We start from the raw sequence: 15,293 nt of genomic DNA on the forward strand, positions 1-15,293 counted from the left end.
GAGGCAACGGATGCTAGATCAATCAGCGAAGGGCTTGAAGCTGCAGCCTCAACAACTGAATCTTCCCAAACTGAAACCCATACGCTGACATTTTCAAATAACGCAAGTAACGGGCAACCACCGCCTCCCCCACACCTTCCACTGCAACAGCTTTATTGGCGGACAATCGGCGATACCACGCTTCGCAGGTCTTCGCGTAATCCAATCGACCGTTCTCGACACGTTGAATTTCGAAGAGACCGTCCGCCGCCTGTGCTATTTCCGCCAAAGTTGGCAGGTCGGCATTAGGAAATATTTGCTCATTGAAGAATGAGCTCGCCTGCTCCCGGTGCATGGAACCATAGGCTATGGTTTGCAATGAAAGCCGACCGCCGACAGCCAACCAATCCCGACATGAAGCAAAAAAACTCCGATAGATCGCTATCTTTTCTTCGACACTGTCTGTCGGTGTCGCGAAGTGCTCAAAGGCACCAATTGAAATAATCCCATCGAATGGCGCGACTGGCTGGAACTCCTGCCAATTCTTCACCTCTATCGTCACCTTGGAATAGCCTTGCTTCTGGATAAAATCTGCTTGCGCATCACTCAATGTCAAACCCATCGCGCGCTTGATGCCAGGCATAAGTTCCAGTGCCCCAAGCACGCCTCCCCAACCACAGCCGATATCAAGTACCGACGTCAGCCCTGGTGCCCCGATGGCGTCGAGGTGATAGGCGATTTTATTCTCTTGTGCGGCATCCAGCGTTTTACTATCCGCCCAGATGGCGCAGGAGTACGACAGTGTCTTATCCAGCCACAGCTCATAAAAATCGTTACCCACATCATAATGGTAACGTATGGCTTTCGAGGCCTCGTCCAATCGCTGAGCCGCCATTGCCCGGTTCATTTTTCCTCCACCCCATTCCTGACCAGAATCAAATTTGCCACGGCCAGGATACTGGAGTTATCGAACAGCTCTTCCGCTGAAATCTCCACTCCATACTGCTGTTCAATTTCGATTAACAAAGACACCGCCAGGGAAGAGTCCAAACCCAGCTCACTGAAATCTTTATTTTCATCGATAGCGATTCCCGGGGAATTCAAAAGCCCGCCGATCTGATCCTTACACCATTGGATAACAGCCGTTTTTTCCACTTGAAAATTTTCATAGGCAGTCATACTGAGTTTCCTTTTAGAGAGACTGTACATTTCTTTTTTTGCGACTCGACCTTCTTCGCGCGGTGGGAACCCGCAGATCCCATGCCAATCCCAATAAACTCAAACCGCGTACGAACCAGTAGCCGGGATCGAAGATCGCCCATTGCAGGCCAAATGAAGGGGACTCGGGAAAGGCGTGATGATTGTTGTGCCATGACTCGCCAAAGGTAAACAGGCCCAATACACCACCGTTACGACTGTAGTCCCTGGATTGATAAGGACGTGTCCCCAGACGATGGAGCACCGAGTTGATGGACCAAATGATATGTCCCACCACAAACATGCGTATAACACCTCCCCAAAGGAACCCACTGAGTGCCCCCCACCAGGACTGGCTGAGCAGCCCCCCCAGGACCGCCGGAGCCAGCAGTCCCAGGAGAACCCAGGTGTAATAATGCCGGGAGGTTTTGCTGATGAGCGGATCTCGAAGCAGATCAGGAGCGTAATAGACGACGTTGGGATAGTCGTGTGCCTTCATCCAGGTGAAGTGTGAGTGGATCAACCCCTTGATGGCCCCGATGACTCCGGAGCCATGCAAATTGGGTGAATGCGGATCGCCAGGCTGATCACTCAACTCATGATGACGACGGTGCATGGCCACCCAGGACAACAAAGCGCCCTGACCGGCCATGGAGCCCAGTATGGTCAGTAAGATGCCGACTACCGGTTTGGCCTTGAACGAGCGGTGAGTAAAGTACCGGTGGTAGCCCACACTGACCCCAATCCCGGTCAAGCCCCAGAATAAAACGAACAAACCAATATCCAACGCACTGACCGGCCGATACAGCGACAATAACGCCGCCAGAACAACACCGAATATCGGGAGAATATCGAACAGGATAAAATGCCGACGTTGAAGTCGATGAAAATACGGACTACTGACGGCCTTGCGTTTTACATTTTTACATTCGGCTTTATCTTTAAAGCCTTTATCAATTTCTGATGAGCGCGCAGCACTGTCCATTGTCAAACACTCCGTGACCAATCATTGATTGCGCTTGATATGACGTTCGCCCCCCCCTGCCCCCCTATCGCTGCCGGCGTTTCAACTCACCACTAAAAATGACGCACTGGCTCTGACCACACGTTCGTCTTCAACGCTGATATAGGTATTGGCAAACACCAGCCGACTCCCGGTCTTCTGAATATCGACCTTGGCTTCCAGCCAATCGCCGATTTTTGCTGATCCGGCAAAATCCGTCGTCAACGTGGTGGTTACCAGTTTAAGAGGTGGGTCTTTTGAAAAGGCAGCGCTGTAGCCCAAGGCGATATCAGCCAGCGCCATGAACAAGCCGCCATGAGCCAGTCCACGGGCATTAGCGTGTTTATCCTCGACGCGAATGCCAACGACAAAGCCGCCAGAACGCTCGCGATAATAGAATGGCCCTAAAAGATCAAGAAAGGGGCTGCTTCTAAACAACGGCTGGAAGCCTTGCGGAATATCCATATCGCGCTCCATTTATTATTTTAATACACGTGAAAGTGCCGAAAATTGCAACCCTTCCCTCATTCAACGCAGGGTGTTAGATAGAAACGCCTTGACGGCTGAGTTCACAATATCGTAATGAGTCATACAGACTGAATGTGCAGCACCCGGAACGGAAAAAAATTGACTACCGGCAAGACCGGTACTTAACCGTTTAGCCTGATCAACACCGATAGCACTGTCCTTAGTCCCCCAAATAACCAGTGCTGGCACATGCAACTTACTCAACGCCGGCACCAGATCATCTCGTTCGGCCAGGGCGTGAAAATTAAAACCTAACGTAGTATTTCCTATAGTTCGCCACTTCTCAACCCAGAGAGCCGCCAAGTTTTTATCCGCTCCCAGAATAAGGCCGGAGACACTTTGTGCAATTTCATCGGTGAGGGAGTTTTCCAGCCAGGCATTCAAAAGATGGGCATAGGCAAGTCTCTGGGTTTCATCTTCAATGCCGGCTTGCGTAGCGATCAGAATCAGCGCCTGAACTTTCTCAGGGTAACGAAGTGCAGCACGCAGACCGATATAGCCACCTTGCGACATCCCCAGCAGAACAGCCCGGTCTATGTCAAGGTAAGCCAGCAACGCAGACAAGTCATCGGCACTGTCCCAAAGACTGAACGGTTCATTGACGAAGGCAGCCTGTCCGTGACCCCGTTGGTCCCATGTAATGACTCGATAGGAGTCACGCAGCGCCCGGACCTGAGCCTCGAACATGCTTTGGTCCATAAGTAGACCATGCGACAGGACGATTGCCACCTCTCCGTCCTGCGTATCGGTAAAGCTGATTTGCCTTCCATTAATCAACGCAGTGGCCATATTATCTTCCATGATATGACGATGTGATGCACGTGGCGTCGAATATAGTCGAGCTGTCTCAGCTGTCAAACTCCCAAGCCATCCTTTCTAGAAGTCACTTGCCTCCATCTCGAGAGCGGGCGCTCAAACACCTTGTCCAAGGCCAGTATTCGCGCATAGTCTGTTTACGGCAGGCGTGGTCGACTCACACGAAATTGCCGTCATCTGCCGGGAAGTCAAACTGCCGATCAACCTGCTGTCTCGGGACGGACTGCCCTGACCCGACGAATTACTGCGTCTGGGCGTCAGACGGCTCAGCGCGGGTTCCAGCATCGCCAAGTTCCTGTGCGGCGCCATGGGGACTTTGGTCATTAGCTTCCTGGACCGCGGCCAGCTCGCTACCCACGCCTTGAAAGCCCATACATACGGCGAGTTGAACGCCTTGATGGCGACGAAAACCGAATGATGCCGGAATCAGGAAGAGTTCGGATGCCCTGAACCCGAGAAACGCTCTCAAGACTCGACAATACCGTCATCCGCAACCTTGTCGGTCGCGATCAACGGCGCGATGCCCCAGTCGCCATGCAGATACCAATCGTCGCCGAGCATCTCGGCCGGATGCATCGTCCGATCGGAGCCGTTGCCGCAGGCCAGGGCGTTCGTTGGGCAGTACCTGTCGCAGCCCCAGCAAATACGCTCGGGATGTTTGGGGTTGATGGGAAAGGGCTTGGCCATGTCATCCCCCGGGATGGCGGGTGGGAGTGACCTCCAAGCTACGACAGCGGGGCGAAAGTGCCCTTGATCCCGATCAAGAACCAGGCAGCGGTCGAGAATCGTGCGAAAACTTGACCATAATCATTATTATTCGCAGCAAGTCCTCCTAGACTCGGTCCCCTACCCGTCCGTACCCAGGAAGACACCATGCGTCGCACTTTCTCGCTGTCCCTCGCCCTGCTTCTGCTGACACCGCTGGCCCAGGCCAAGGAATACCCGATCGGGGCTCCGCAGCAGTGCCCGGGGCTGGAAGTCGGGGCGGTCTATTTGCAGCCGATCGAGATGGCGCCCGCCGGCATGATGCGCGCCACCGCCGATTCCGATATCCATCTGGAAGCCGACATCCACGCCACCGCGGACAATCGCCAGGGCTTTCAGGAAGGCAGTTTCGTGCCCTACCTGAACGTCGCTTTCAGCCTGCAGAAACAAGGCGGCCAGCCGTTCAACGGTGACTTCCACGCCATGGTCGCCAACGACGGCCCGCACTATGGCGACAATGTGAAGCTACAGGGCCCGGGCAAATACCTGTTGACCCTCACCCTCCTGCCACCATCCGGCCATGCATCCCTGGGCCGCCATACCGACAAGGAAACCGGGGTCGAACCCTGGTTCGAGCGCTGCGAAGTGCACTACGAGTTCGTCTATGCCGGCATCGGCAAGAAAGGTGGCTACTGAATGCAGACCACGACAACCAAGCCCTCCGTGCCAAGGCGCTTCGCCCGCACTCATCGGTACCTGGCCTGGTTGCTCCTGGTCGCCGCCGCCACGCCCCTGACGGCCCAGGCCGAGTTGCCCAGCTACGAAATCAGCCTGCACGACGGTCACTTCAGCCCTGCCCTGCTGGAAGTCCCGGCCGGGCAGCGATTCAAGATCATTTTGAAGAACACCGGCGAGGGACCGGCGGAATTCGAGAGCACGCCGTTGCGGGTGGAAAAAGTCCTGTCGCCCGGGGTGACGAGTTTCGTCGTGATTCCCCCATTGAGACCCGGTCAATACCCGTTCTTCGACGAGTTCAATCCGCAACTGCCCGCAGGCGGCATCCTCGCCAAATAGCCAGGTGATACACGGAGTCTCCATGAATCAATCAATGTTCATTGTCTGGCGCGAAAGCGTCGAGGCGCTGCTGGTGATCGGTATTCTCCAGGCCTGGGCCAGCCAGCAGGAACAAGGCCGGCGCCTGGGCCGATACCTTTGGGCCGGGGTGGTCCTCGGGGTACTGCTCTCGGGCCTGCTGGCGCTACTGATCCTGTTTGCCGGGGATGCCATGAGCGGTTCCGCCAACGAGTGGTTCCAGGCCGCGCTGGCGCTGGTGGCCAGCCTGCTGATGGTGCAAATGGTCGGCTGGATGCATCGGCATGGACGCACGCTCAAGGACGATTTGCGCCGCCACGCCGACAGCCACCTGGCCCGCCAAGGTGGCCTGGGGCTGTTGCTGCTGGCCATGCTCGCGGTCAGCCGCGAAGGCAGCGAAACCGTGGTTTTCCTGTATGGCGCCGGGGCCCGCCTGCAAGGTCCGCAACTCGGCCTGTTCGCCATCGGCGGTGTTGCCGGGCTGGCACTCTCGGGGTTGACGCTGGTGCTGCTGAACAGCAGTCGCCGCTTCATTTCATGGCGGCGTTTCTTCAGCGTCAGCGAAGCCATCCTGCTGCTGCTCGGCTCAGCGTTGCTGGTCAGTGCCAGCGAGCGAATCGGCGGCCAACTGCTCGCCATGGATGTACCGGGCATGGTCTACAGCAGCGTCGGCGAGGCCCTCTGGGACAGCAGCGCGCTGTTGAGCGACAGCCACGGATTGGGCAGTTTCCTGGCCGGCTTCGCCGGTTATCGGGCCACCCCGAGCGCCATGACCTTGCTCGTTTGGGTCGGTTATTGGTTGATCGTCACTGGCTGGTTGCGGCAGCGGACCCTGGAAAGCCGTCCATGTCCGAGCTGAGTCGCGGCAATCGATGGCTCCAGCGCCTGGGGGACGGCATGCGTCGGCATGCCTCCGTCATTCGTGCCGCGCAGTGGCTCGTCGTGGTGTTCTACGCGGTGCTGCTGGTGCTGCCGGCCATGTTGCCGCTACCGGACAGCCAGGCGCGACTGCTGGATAACCTGACCCTGCTCGCGCAGTTTCTGTTCTGGGGGATCTGGTGGCCGTTCGTGCTGCTGTCGATGGTCCTGTTCGGCCGGCTCTGGTGCGGCGTGCTGTGCCCGGAAGGCACGCTGAGCGAATGGGCCAGCCATTACGGCAAGGGCCTCGGCATCCCCCGCTGGTTGCGCTGGGGCGGCTGGCCGACCCTGGCGTTCTGCCTGACCACGCTCTACGGGCAACTGATCAGCGTCTATGACTACGCTCAGGCCGCCCTGCTGATTCTCGGCGGCTCCACGCTCGCGGCGGTCGGCGTCGGCCTGCTGTTCGCCAGGGGCAAGCGGGTCTGGTGTCGTTACCTGTGCCCGGTCAGCGGTGTCTTTGCCCTGCTCGCCCGCCTCGCCCCCGTGCACTTCCAGGTCGATGAACCGCGCTGGAAGGCCAACGCCGGGCCGCGCCTGCCACCCCCCAACTGCGCGCCCCTGCTGGATATCCGGCGTATGCGCGGCGCCAGTGACTGTCATGCCTGCGGCCGGTGCAGCGGACAACGCGACGCGGTACGCCTGATCGCCCGCTCCAGCAACCAGGAGATTCTGCAGGCCACGGCACATCCGCTGTCGCCCTGGGATACCCGCCTGCTGTTGTTCGGCATCATCGGCCTGGCCATGGGCGCCTTCCAGTGGACCGTCAGCCCGTGGTTCGTCAGCCTCAAGCAGCAGCTCGCCAACTGGCTGGTCGGGCGCGACCTGCTCTGGCCATTGCAGGACAACGCCCCCTGGTGGTTGCTGACCCACTACCCGCAGCTCAACGACAGCTTCAGCTGGCTCGATGGTTTCAGCATCATCCTGTACCTGGGTGCGAGCGCCCTGTTGCTTGGCGGCGCCCTGCTGCTCCTGGTACGGCTGGCGGCGCGGATCGCGCGGGCCCCGGAGCTCTATCGGGCGCTGAGCCTGAGCCTCACGCCGCTGGGTGGCGCGGGATTGTTTCTCGGGCTGTCGGCCACCACCGTCAAACTGCTGCGCTATGAAGGCCTGCTGCTGGGCTGGGTGCAGTCGGCGCGGGCCGGGCTGTTGCTCGCAGCCATCGGCTGGAGCCTGCTGCTGGGTTGGAAACTGCTGGGACGCCAGGGCCTGGCCCCGGTTCGCCGTGGCGGCGCCGGCGCGTGCCTGTTACTGGCCAACGGGTTGGTGGGGTATGGCTGGTGGTTGCAATTCTGGGGCTGGGTTTGAGGAGGTCGGCCGACATTCGATTATTCGCCCAGACGCACGAGCTGCCCCAGCGCGGGCAAGCCCGCTCGCCACAAGACCATGCCCGGTTTTAAATGCCCTTAACTGAATGGCACCAAGCCTAGTCGCGCAATACGAACTCGGGAAACAGCTCGCCCAGGGTCCGCCACAGTTCGGGCAGCGAAGCTTGCATCGAAACGCCCGACAACTGCGGATCGAGCATGCGCGCGGTGCGTACCAACTGCACGGCGAAACGCCTGACGCCGAGCGCGTGCAGGCGCTGCGCCAGGATCAGCAAACGGTTCGGCTCGAACAGATGCCAATGCACGGTGGTGCGACACTCATAGTCGACACCACTGGCCAGCAGATGCTCCAGGCTGCGCCAGTTGGCCACGCCACTGCCGGCGACCCGGGTGATCGCCTGGCAGTCCTCGGCCAGTGCCTTGACGTCGAAGCCGACCCAATCGGCGCCGGCCAGCGCCTTGGCAAAGGCCGCCGGTTTGATCCCGGCGCTGTGCAGGCCGATCTGGAACCCCAGCGCCCGCACCTCGTCCATCGCCTGGGGCAACGCGTCCTGCAAGGTCGGCTCGCCGCCGCTGAAAACCACTGCATCGAGCAAGCCCTGGCGGCGCTGCAGAAAGGCCCGCACCTGGCGCCAGTCAACTTCCTCACTGCCGCGCGGAGCAATCAACTGCGGGTTATGGCAGTAACGACAGCGCCAGGCGCAGCCCTGGCAAAACAGCACGCACGCCAGCTTTCCCGGATAGTCGAGTGTGGTCAGGGGCACCATGCCCCCGACCCGCAGTGTTCGACTCATTGGCACCCGGCCGCGGCACCACGCTCGGTGAAATGCAGCCGCTCACGGTGCTCGGACTGTTTACCCGGATTGAACGCCGAGACCGGGCGGTGATAACCCATCACCCGGGTCCAGACTTCGCAGCGTTGACGTTTAGCCAGGGGCAATGTTTGCAATGCGGTCATGATGAAGCTCCTTGCGGTTGGATAAAGCGGAATCAATGGATGCCAACGGGCTGCTGCTCACGCAGCAAGACCTCGTCACACTTGGGACAGAACTCATGTTCGCCATCGAGATAGCCATGCACCGGGCAGATGGAGAACGTCGGGGTCACCGTCAAATAGGGCAGGCGAAAACGCCCGAGCGCCTTGCGCACCAGTTGCTTGCAGGCCTCGGTCGAGGAAATCCGCTCGGCCATGTACAGGTGCAGCACCGTGCCGCCGGTGTATTTGCATTGCAGCTCATCCTGCAACTCCAAGGCCTCGAAGGGGTCGTCGGTGTAGCCCACCGGCAGTTGCGAGGAGTTGGTGTAATACGGCGCCTGAGGCGTGCCGGCCTGGAGAATGTCGGGGTAACGCTTGAGATCTTCCTTGGCGAAACGGTAGGTGGTGCCTTCCGCCGGCGTCGCTTCGAGGTTGTAGAGATGACCGGTCTGCTCCTGGAAACGCACCAGGGTCGCGCGGACATGGTCCAGCAGCATCAGGGCGAACGCGCGACCCGGGGCGGTGTGCATGCCCTCCTGGTCGCCACTGAAGTTGCGCAGCATCTCATGCAGCCCGTTGAGGCCGATGGTCGAAAAGTGATTGCGCAAGGTCCCCAGGTAACGCTTGGTGTAGGGGTACAAACCGGCGTCCATATGGTGCTGGATCACCTTGCGCTTGACCTCCAGGCTCTCCATCGCCAATTCCATCAGGCTGTCCAGGCGTTGCAGCAGACCGCTGGTATCGCCCTTGAATACATAGCCCAGGCGCGCGCAGTTGAGGGTGACCACCCCTAGCGAACCGGTCTGTTCCGCCGAGCCGAACAGGCCTCCACCGCGCTTGAGCAACTCGCGGACATCCAGCTGCAATCGACAACACATCGAGCGCACCTGGTTGGGCTGCATGTCCGAGTTGAGGAAGTTCTGGAAATACGGCAGCCCGTAGCGGGCGGTCATTTCGAACAGGCGCTCGGCATTCTCGCTGTCCCAGGGGAAATCATGGGTGATGTTGTAGGTCGGTATGGGAAAGGTGAACACCCGCCCCTTGGCGTCGCCGGCCTGCATCACTTCGATATAGGCGCGGTTGAGCAGGTCCATTTCGACTTGCAGGTCGCCATAGGCGAAGGGCATTTCCTCGCCACCTATTATCGGGATCTGCTCGCGCAAGTCCTCCGGGCAGACCCAGTCGAAGGTCAGGTTGGTAAAAGGTGTCTGGGTGCCCCAGCGCGACGGCACGTTGAGGTTGTAGATGAACTCCTGGAGCGCCTGGCGCACCAGCGGGAAACTCAGGCGATCCTTGCGCACATAGGGCGCCAGGTAGGTATCGAACGAGCTGAACGCCTGGGCACCGGCCCATTCGTTCTGCAAGGTGCCGAGGAAATTCACCATCTGTCCCAGGGCGCTGCTCAAATGCTTCGGCGGCCCGGCCTCGACGCGCCCGGGCACGCCATTGAGGCCCTCGTGCAACAACGTGCGCAGCGACCAGCCCGCGCAGTAGCCGGCCAGCATGTCGAGGTCATGTATGTGCAGGTCCGCCTCGCGGTGGGCCTGGCCGATGGCTTCGCTGTAGACCTCGTCCAGCCAATAGTTGGCGGTAACCTTGCCCGACACGTTGAGTACCAGGCCGCCCAGCGAGTAACCCTGGTTGGCATTGGCTTGCACCCGCCAGTCCTCGCGGTCCAGGTATTCGTTCATCGAGGTCGCCACTTCGACCAGGGTCCGGCGGTCACGCCGCAAACGCCCGTGCTGTTCGCGGTAGACGATATAGGCGCGCATGGCGAGGAAAAAACCGGCGTCCATCAAGACCCGCTCGACCCGATCCTGGATCTGCTCGACATGCAATCTCGGCAGTCCTTCCAGGCGGGCCAACACGGCTTGCAGCAAGCCTTCGACTTCGACCTCGGTGTACTCCCCGGTGGCCCTGCCGGCGGCGATCAATGCCTGCCGGATCTTGTCGGCATCGAAGGCCACCCGCGTGCCGTCGCGTTTGTGCAAGCGGTTACATCCCACTGAAATCAGCATGCTCTGCATTCGCCCTCCAGACACTACATATAGATATTTAAAATACAGAAAACACAATATGCAGTGGATACTACGGAGATAGTGCCGGGTTGAAATTGATCGACGTCAAGAATCGCAGGCAAAAAAAAGCCGCCCCCCGGCGGCCGAAAAAAACCACGCGTCAACCACCACTCATATTCATGAAGCGGACGATCTGCACCTCCCCTTCGGGGCTGAAATCGTGACGCAGCGGCTTGCGCCGCAGCGCCTGTTGCACCGCCTTGATCAGCGGTTGGTCGTCCAGCGGATAACGCCGCAGCAAGCCGCGCAGATCCAGCGCGTCGTCCTGGCCCAGACAGAGCAGCAAGCGCCCTTCAACGGTCATTCGCACACGGTTGCAACTGCCGCAGAAGTTGTGGCTGTTGGGTGAAATGAAGCCGATACGGGTCTCGGGATGGCGCTCCAGGCGCACATAACGCGCCGGACCGCCGCTGTTCTCGGTGCTGTCGAGCAAGCGATAACGACTGGCGATCAGCGCCCGCACTTCGTCGCTGGAGCAGAACGACTCGCCCCGTGAACGGCCGACCTCGCCCAGCGGCATTTCTTCGATAAAGCTGATATCGATACCTTGCTCGATGGCGTATTGCACCAATGCCGGGACTTCATCGAAATTGCGCCCTTTCATCACCACGCAATTGAGCTTGATCCGCTCGAACCCCGCGCCGCGGGCGGCCTCGATGCCGTCGAGCACCTGATCGAGATCGCCGTTGCGGGTGATCGCGCGAAACTTCTGCCCGTCCAGGCTATCGAGGCTGATGTTCATCCGCTTGACCCCGGCCTCCGCCAGCGGTCGTGCCAGACGGCCCAGTTGCGAGCCGTTGCTGGTCATCACCAGTTCGCGCAAGCCGGGCAAGGCCGCGATACCACGGCACAACCCGACAATGCCCGGACGAATCAGCGGCTCGCCACCGGTCAGACGGATCTTGCGCACGCCCAGGCCGACGAACAGCGCGGCCAGGCGCTGCAACTCTTCCAGGGTCAGCACCTGCTGACGCGGCAGGAAGGTCATGTTCTTGGCCATGCAATACACACAGCGAAAATCACAACGATCCGTCACCGACATTCGCAGATAGTCGATCTGGCGCCCAAATCCATCCTGCATCCCAGTGCTCATCGCATTCCCCCGGTTGGCCAAGTCGTCACTGCACCAGCGGTGAGTCGGCACCCTGCAGCCGGATACCGCGAATATCCGCCGCACCGATCAGGGTTTGCAGGTACTGCACCAGGGCTTTTTGCCAGACACCTTGCTGCAACTGCGTGCGAATCGCCGTCGACACCGCTTCATAGGGCAACGCCATACCTTCGATCCGCTGGTCGACACTGACCACATGCCAGCCGTAGCGACTTTCCAGGGGTTTACTGGCCAGTCCCGGGGCCAGGGTGAACAGTTGGCGCTCGAATTCCGGCACGGTCTGGCCCTTGCTGATCTGTCCCAGGGAACCGCCCTGGGCCTTCGACGGACAGGCCGAATACTTCACCGCCAGTTCAGCGAAACTACCGGGCAACCCCTCCAGGCGCTGCAACAGCACGTCGGCTTGATCACGGGCCAGGGCGCGGGCCTCGGCATCGTCCGGCGCGCATTCGAGCAGGATATGTCGCACTGCCAGCAACGGGGCGCTGTGGAAGCGCCCACGGTTGTTCTCGAAGTAACGCAGGCAAGTGGCCTCGTCGCACTCAGGGACCTGCACCTCGCGCTCGAGCAACAAGCGCGTGGCGGCCTCCTCTTCGTTCTCGCCGGCACCGACCTGCAGCGCCAGGCCCAGTTCGGCAATGCGCTGCTGCAACAACTCGCGGATCACCAGCGCCCGGGCGGCCAGGTACACCGCCTCCTCGCGGCTTTCGGCCGGGTGATATTGCAGCTCCTGGGCCAGCGCCTGCGGGGGTGATCGACACCTCGTTGACACTGATAATCGCCACTCCTGCTCGCTGCTGGCGATCAACTGCGCCGGGGTCTCATCGGCAACCGCCGGTTCGGGCGCGAGCGCTTCGAACTGCACCACGGCGGCCGACGCGTTGTCGACTACTTCGGGTGCCGGCGACGGCGCTTGTGTTGAAGATCCGCAGCCACCGCCACCGCCTTTACCACCACCACATCCACATCCACCTGACATGATTGTCTCCTCAGATTTTCTGCCGAACGATTTGATAACGGCGTCCCAGGTACCAGATCGGCGCACTGACGATATGCACCAGACGGGTGAAGGGGAACAGCACGAACAGGGTCAAACCGAGAAACACATGCAGTTTGTAGATCAAGCCGACCGGAGCCATGGACGCCGCCGCTTCCGTCGGACGCAACAGCACGGTGTTCTGCGCCCAATCGGCGAGCAGGACCATCACCGAACCGTCCATATGCTCGGTGGACGCCACAATCGTCAGCAGCCCGAGCACCAGCTGCGCCAACAGCACCAGCAACACCAGGATGTCCGAGGTGCTGGAAGTGGCGCGAACCCGTGGATCGCCCAGCCGCCGATTGACCAGCATCAGCAGGCCGACCAGGCACAACAGGCCGAACAACCCACCGGAGACCATCGCCAGCAGTTGCTTGTTCTCGGTACTGATCACATGGTGATACACCGCCGACGGGGTCAGCAGGCCGACGAAATGCCCGGCCAGGATGAACAACACACCGATATGGAAGAAGTTGCTCGCCACGCGCATGCCGCGCGGGTTGAGCATCTGGCTGGAGCCGGCCTTCCAGGTGTACTGCGACAGATCGAAGCGCGCCCAACTGCCGATCAGGCAAATCGCCAGGGCGACATAGGGATAGATCCCGAACAACAACAGGTTCCAGTTAGACATTGCCCACCTCCCCGGCCGGCACGGCGGCCAGCCCTTCATGCTGAAAATCCACCCAGTGCAATGGCACCGCGCTTTCCTCCCGGGCCTTGCCCGGAGCGCTTGGCAGCGAACCGCAACGGTCCTGTTGTTCGGCCTGGAGAAAGTCCACTGCCTCCTCCTCCCAGATCTTGTCCAGCGCTTCCAACGAGTCGTCCCTCGGTTCGGCGGCGACTTGCGCGCGCAGCTCGGCGACCGCCTGCTGCGGCTCGGCACCGGCAATCTGCAACAACGCCCGGAAACAACTGGCGTAGGCACTTTCACGCTCGTCCAGACGCGCCGCGAGCAAGGCCAGCAGGTGCGCGACGTCCGCCAGGCCCTCGCGGGCCTCGAGGTCTTCGCGGGTGGACAGGAACTCCAGGTACAGCGGGATATAGTCGGGCAGTTCCTTGACACCGATGGCAAAGCCGGCGGCTTCGTATTGCGCCATCATGTCGACCATCGCCTGGCCGCGGTCACGGGACTCACCGTGCACATGCTCAAACAGCAGCAGCGACAGTGAGCGCCCACGACCGAACAGCGCACCGTAGTGCTCCTGCCCGTCCATCAGGTCGTTGGTGCAGATCAGTTCGAGCAACTCGAACAACGCACCGCGCTGCTTCGGGCTGATTTCCCGGGCCTGGATGATCGCCTGTTCCAGTTCGTCACGACCGCTCACCAGGGTTTCGGTGGGATAGTCGAGCAGCAGCGAAATCACTTTGAGAATGCGCATGCTCATTCCTCCCACAACTGCACGGTTTTCAAAATGTCGCGGCGATTGGCCTTCTTCGCGCCGAACATGTTGGTGTCGGAGCTGCCACTGCAGCCGCTGCCGAAACTGAAGCCACAACCGGAGCGTTCGGCAAAGGCATCGCTCATGGCGTCTTCACGGTGCGCGCTGGGCACGACAAAACGGTCTTCGTAGTTGGCGATCGCCAGGTAGCGATACATTTCCTCGACCTGGGCCACGCTCAAACCGACATCCGCCAGCACTTGCAGGTCCTGGACCCCGTCGACCTGCTCGGAACGTTTGTAGGCGCGCATCGCCAGCAAGCGTTTCAGGGCGCGCTTGACCGGTTTCTCATCGCCCGCCGTCAGCAGGTTGGCCAGGTAGCGCAGCGGAATGCGCAGGCTGTCGACATCCGGGATCACCCCGTTCATGCCCACGGTGCCAGCGGTCGCGGCATTCTGGATCGGCGACAGTGGCGGCACGTACCAGACCATCGGCAAGGTGCGGTATTCGGGTGCAGCGGCAGCGCGAGCTTCCAGTCCACGGCCATTTTGTAGACCGGCGAACGTTGCGCCGAATCGATCACCGACTGCGGCACGCCATCGGCCAGGGCCTGGCGGATCACCGCCGGGTCGTTCGGATCGAGGAAGATCTCCAGTTGTTTCTCGTACAGATCCTGCTCATTGGCGGTGCTCGCCACTTCGGCGATACGGTCGGCGTCGTACAGCAGCACCCCGAGGTAGCGAATGCGCCCGACGCAGGTTTCGGCACAGACCGTCGGCATCCCGGCCTCGATACGCGGGTAGCAGAAGATGCACTTCTCGGACTTGCCGCTTTTCCAGTTGAAATAGATCTTCTTGTACGGGCAGCCGCTGATGCACATGCGCCAGCCGCGACATTTCTCCTGGTCGATCAGGACAATCCCGTCTTCCTCGCGCTTGTAGATCGCCCCGCTCGGGCAGGACGCCGCGCACGCCGGGTTGAGGCAGTGCTCGCAGAGGCGCGGCAAATACATCATGAAGGTGTTTTCATACTCACCGTAGATGTCCGCCTGGATCTGGTCGAAGTTCTTGTCCTTGCGCCGTTTGGCAAACTCGGTACCGAGGATTTCCTCCCAGTTCGGGCCCATTCGATTTTCTCCATGCGC

16 protein-coding genes and 3 pseudogenes are annotated in these 15,293 nt (G+C 60.3%); 5 read left to right on the plus strand and 14 right to left on the minus strand.

Annotated features, from left to right (window positions below; translation table 11 throughout):
* Window positions 1-22: 22 nt before the first annotated feature.
* The 5 genes from PFEN_RS12025 to PFEN_RS12045 form a co-directional block, all read right to left on the minus strand.
* Complete coding sequence (locus PFEN_RS12025) at window positions 23-886, minus strand: class I SAM-dependent methyltransferase (protein ID WP_191487060.1); 864 nt, start codon at window positions 884-886, stop codon at window positions 23-25.
* Entirely contained in the window at window positions 883-1,158 is a 276-nt protein-coding gene (locus PFEN_RS12030; RefSeq protein WP_191487061.1) for an acyl carrier protein, read from the minus strand. Before PFEN_RS12030 ends, PFEN_RS12025 begins: the two co-directional genes overlap by 4 nt.
* A gap of 13 nt (window positions 1,159-1,171) precedes the next feature.
* Complete coding sequence (locus PFEN_RS12035; RefSeq protein ID WP_191487062.1) at window positions 1,172-2,161, minus strand: acyl-CoA desaturase; 990 nt, start codon at window positions 2,159-2,161, stop codon at window positions 1,172-1,174.
* A gap of 81 nt (window positions 2,162-2,242) precedes the next feature.
* Window positions 2,243-2,644, minus strand: a complete 402-nt coding sequence (locus PFEN_RS12040) for a PaaI family thioesterase (protein ID WP_191487063.1) — start codon at window positions 2,642-2,644, stop codon at window positions 2,243-2,245.
* Between the two features lie 63 nt (window positions 2,645-2,707).
* Window positions 2,708-3,496: an alpha/beta fold hydrolase gene (locus PFEN_RS12045; protein WP_191487064.1), complete on the minus strand. Its 789-nt coding sequence runs from the start codon at window positions 3,494-3,496 to the stop codon at window positions 2,708-2,710.
* A gap of 151 nt (window positions 3,497-3,647) precedes the next feature.
* Between PFEN_RS12045 and PFEN_RS30595 the strand changes: the two are divergent.
* A pseudogene (locus tag PFEN_RS30595) lies at window positions 3,648-3,941 on the plus strand (isocitrate lyase/phosphoenolpyruvate mutase family protein); the annotation flags it as partial.
* 47 nt (window positions 3,942-3,988) lie between these two features.
* Here PFEN_RS30595 and PFEN_RS12050 read toward each other — a convergent pair.
* On the minus strand, window positions 3,989-4,210 hold the full coding sequence (locus tag PFEN_RS12050) for a DUF3079 domain-containing protein (RefSeq protein WP_191487065.1): 222 nt from the start codon (window positions 4,208-4,210) through the stop codon (window positions 3,989-3,991).
* A 186-nt stretch (window positions 4,211-4,396) separates the two neighbouring features.
* Between PFEN_RS12050 and PFEN_RS12055 the strand changes: the two genes are divergently transcribed.
* The 4 genes from PFEN_RS12055 to PFEN_RS12070 are packed head-to-tail and all read left to right on the plus strand — an operon-like array spanning window position 4,397 to window position 7,546.
* The gene (locus PFEN_RS12055) at window positions 4,397-4,924 is read left to right on the plus strand and encodes an iron transporter (protein WP_191487066.1); all 528 of its coding nucleotides are present in this window, start codon (window positions 4,397-4,399) and stop codon (window positions 4,922-4,924) included.
* Window positions 4,925-5,302: a cupredoxin domain-containing protein gene (locus tag PFEN_RS12060; RefSeq protein WP_191487067.1), complete on the plus strand. Its 378-nt coding sequence runs from the start codon at window positions 4,925-4,927 to the stop codon at window positions 5,300-5,302.
* Between the two features lie 22 nt (window positions 5,303-5,324).
* A complete protein-coding gene (locus PFEN_RS12065) occupies window positions 5,325-6,179 on the plus strand; it encodes an FTR1 family iron permease (protein ID WP_191487068.1) in 855 nt (284 codons plus the stop codon).
* Window positions 6,167-7,546 carry a 4Fe-4S binding protein gene (locus tag PFEN_RS12070; RefSeq protein ID WP_191487069.1) on the plus strand — a complete coding sequence of 460 codons (1,380 nt, stop codon included), beginning with the start codon at window positions 6,167-6,169 and terminating at the stop codon, window positions 7,544-7,546. The genes PFEN_RS12065 and PFEN_RS12070 overlap by 13 nt, the downstream gene beginning before the upstream one ends.
* 118 nt (window positions 7,547-7,664) lie before the next feature.
* Here the strand turns inward: PFEN_RS12070 and PFEN_RS12075 are convergent, their stop codons facing one another.
* From PFEN_RS12075 to narH, 8 genes and pseudogenes are all read right to left on the minus strand, one after another.
* Window positions 7,665-8,360 carry an anaerobic ribonucleoside-triphosphate reductase activating protein gene (locus PFEN_RS12075; RefSeq protein WP_224770944.1) on the minus strand — a complete coding sequence of 232 codons (696 nt, stop codon included), beginning with the start codon at window positions 8,358-8,360 and terminating at the stop codon, window positions 7,665-7,667.
* Complete coding sequence (gene nrdD, locus PFEN_RS31020) at window positions 8,357-8,524, minus strand: anaerobic ribonucleoside-triphosphate reductase (protein WP_191486983.1); 168 nt, start codon at window positions 8,522-8,524, stop codon at window positions 8,357-8,359. Before nrdD ends, PFEN_RS12075 begins: the two co-directional genes overlap by 4 nt.
* A gap of 32 nt (window positions 8,525-8,556) precedes the next feature.
* Window positions 8,557-10,569 (minus strand): ribonucleoside triphosphate reductase, encoded by a 2,013-nt coding sequence (locus PFEN_RS12085; RefSeq protein ID WP_191486982.1) that lies wholly within the window; start codon window positions 10,567-10,569, stop codon window positions 8,557-8,559.
* 151 nt (window positions 10,570-10,720) lie between these two features.
* A complete protein-coding gene (gene moaA, locus PFEN_RS12090; protein WP_191486981.1) occupies window positions 10,721-11,713 on the minus strand; it encodes a GTP 3',8-cyclase MoaA in 993 nt (330 codons plus the stop codon).
* Between the two features lie 25 nt (window positions 11,714-11,738).
* Window positions 11,739-12,710: pseudogene (locus tag PFEN_RS12095) on the minus strand (peptidylprolyl isomerase).
* A gap of 10 nt (window positions 12,711-12,720) precedes the next feature.
* A complete protein-coding gene (narI, locus tag PFEN_RS12100; RefSeq protein WP_191486979.1) occupies window positions 12,721-13,401 on the minus strand; it encodes a respiratory nitrate reductase subunit gamma in 681 nt (226 codons plus the stop codon).
* Entirely contained in the window at window positions 13,394-14,149 is a 756-nt protein-coding gene (narJ, locus tag PFEN_RS12105; protein WP_191486978.1) for a nitrate reductase molybdenum cofactor assembly chaperone, read from the minus strand. The genes narI and narJ overlap by 8 nt, the downstream gene beginning before the upstream one ends.
* Before the next feature lie 2 nt (window positions 14,150-14,151).
* Window positions 14,152-15,293 (minus strand): annotated as a pseudogene (narH, locus tag PFEN_RS12110) (nitrate reductase subunit beta); the annotation flags it as partial.

Source organism: Pseudomonas sp. FEN (assembly GCF_904067045.1).
In the GTDB taxonomy this organism is placed as follows: domain Bacteria; phylum Pseudomonadota; class Gammaproteobacteria; order Pseudomonadales; family Pseudomonadaceae; genus Aquipseudomonas.